Annotated in this window: 2 protein-coding genes; both read left to right on the top strand. The window is 38.1% G+C overall.

Annotated elements, in window-relative coordinates; all coding sequences use genetic code 11:
• Positions 1–108: 108 nt before the first annotated feature.
• Complete coding sequence (locus tag PBF_RS24670; protein ID WP_035333664.1) at positions 109–399, top strand: transposase; 291 nt, start codon at positions 109–111, stop codon at positions 397–399.
• Complete coding sequence (locus PBF_RS24665) at positions 396–1286, top strand: IS3 family transposase (RefSeq protein WP_152539745.1); 891 nt, start codon at positions 396–398, stop codon at positions 1284–1286. The genes PBF_RS24670 and PBF_RS24665 overlap by 4 nt, the downstream gene beginning before the upstream one ends.
• Positions 1287–1426 lie beyond the last annotated feature (140 nt).

Genomic DNA, 1426 nt, shown 5'->3' with positions numbered 1-1426 from the left:
GCAAGTTTCACCTGGCTATTTGCAGGATTTTGAGGTTAGTCTAAAAAGTGGACACTTAAAAATGATAATAAGTTAAACTATAACTATTATTTAGAAGGACGTGTTCACATGGGGAAACATTTTACTAAAGAGTATAAAGAATATGTTGCCAAAATGGTGTTGGAGGAGGGCAGAAAAGGTACCGATTTAGCATATGAGTTAGAGGTTTCTTACTCAACTATAATGCGTTGGGTTAAAAGCTATAAAGAGAAAAAATCTGCTCAACATTCTCCTGAATATATCACTCCATCGGAATTCGAAAAATACAAGAAACAACAGGATAAAGAAATGGAAGCGCTGCGGGAGGAAAATGAAATCCTAAAAAAGGCTATGCACATCTTCACGAAAAAGCCCGAGTGAAATATGAATTTATTGATGCTCATAGTGATGAGCATTCAATCGTGAAGATGTGTCATGTACTTCATACATCCCCAAGTGGTTATTACAAGTGGAAGGGAAAGCAGCTTCAGGGTGAGACGGAGAGAGAAAAGGTAAAGGAAGAAATTAAGCAAAAAATCTGTAAATCCTTTCATGAAAGCATGGGCACCTACGGGAGCCCAAGGATTCATGATGACCTTATTGAATGGGGATATACTATCTCTTTAAAGACCGTAGCCCGTTATATGCAAGAAATAGGTTTAAGGGCGATCCCATTAAACAAGTACGGCGTGACGACAAAGTCTGATCACGATCTAACGATCTATCCCAATTTGGTAAAAAGGAAATTCGATGTAGCTATACCCAATACCATATGGGTAGCTGACATCACTTATTTATGGACTCTCCAGGGCTGGTTATATCTAGCATCTATAATGGATCTGTTTTCAAGGAAGATTATTGGGTGGAGTATTGGGCCGTCGATGAAAAAAGAACTTGTCTTGACTGCACTGGATAGAGCTATTTTAACAAGACGGCCAGGAACAGGGCTTATCCACCATTCCGACCGTGGTTCCCAGTATTGTTCAAGTGACTATATTAAAGAATTAAAAGGACATGAAATCCAAATTAGCATGAGCAGAAAAGGCGATCCTTATGACAATGCCTGCATAGAATCTTTTCATGCGACCATCAAAAAGGAGCTTATTTACCGATATAGATTTGAATCAAAAGAACAAGCTATTGAAGCCGTTAACCATTACATCTCAAACGTCTATAACGAGAGAAGAAAACATTCTAAACTTGGCTATCGTTCACCGAATAATTTTGAAAGAAAGTATCAACTTGCACTGTTGGATTCTATCTCATAATATAGCCATTTGGCGTTAGAAAGGATCAATCGGCTTTTGGATTGATCGTTTCTAATGCCCCACCAAACGCAGTGCGGTAGGATTTCAAATAAAATAATCTTATTTTAAAATGTCCACTTTCTTGACGGAAGACCAATTTC

Source organism: Cytobacillus firmus DS1 (assembly GCF_000565285.1).
Lineage (GTDB): Bacteria > Bacillota > Bacilli > Bacillales > Cytobacillaceae > Cytobacillus > Cytobacillus firmus_A.
The sequence above is the reverse complement of the archived record's forward strand: the minus strand, read 5'-3'. Positions and strand labels throughout refer to the sequence as shown.

What these genes read in the sequence shown, in the direction of transcription:
- PBF_RS24670 (WP_035333664.1), top strand. Translation starts at nt 109, where the DNA reads ATGGGGAAACATTTTACTAAAGAGTATAAAGAATATGTTGCCAAAATG.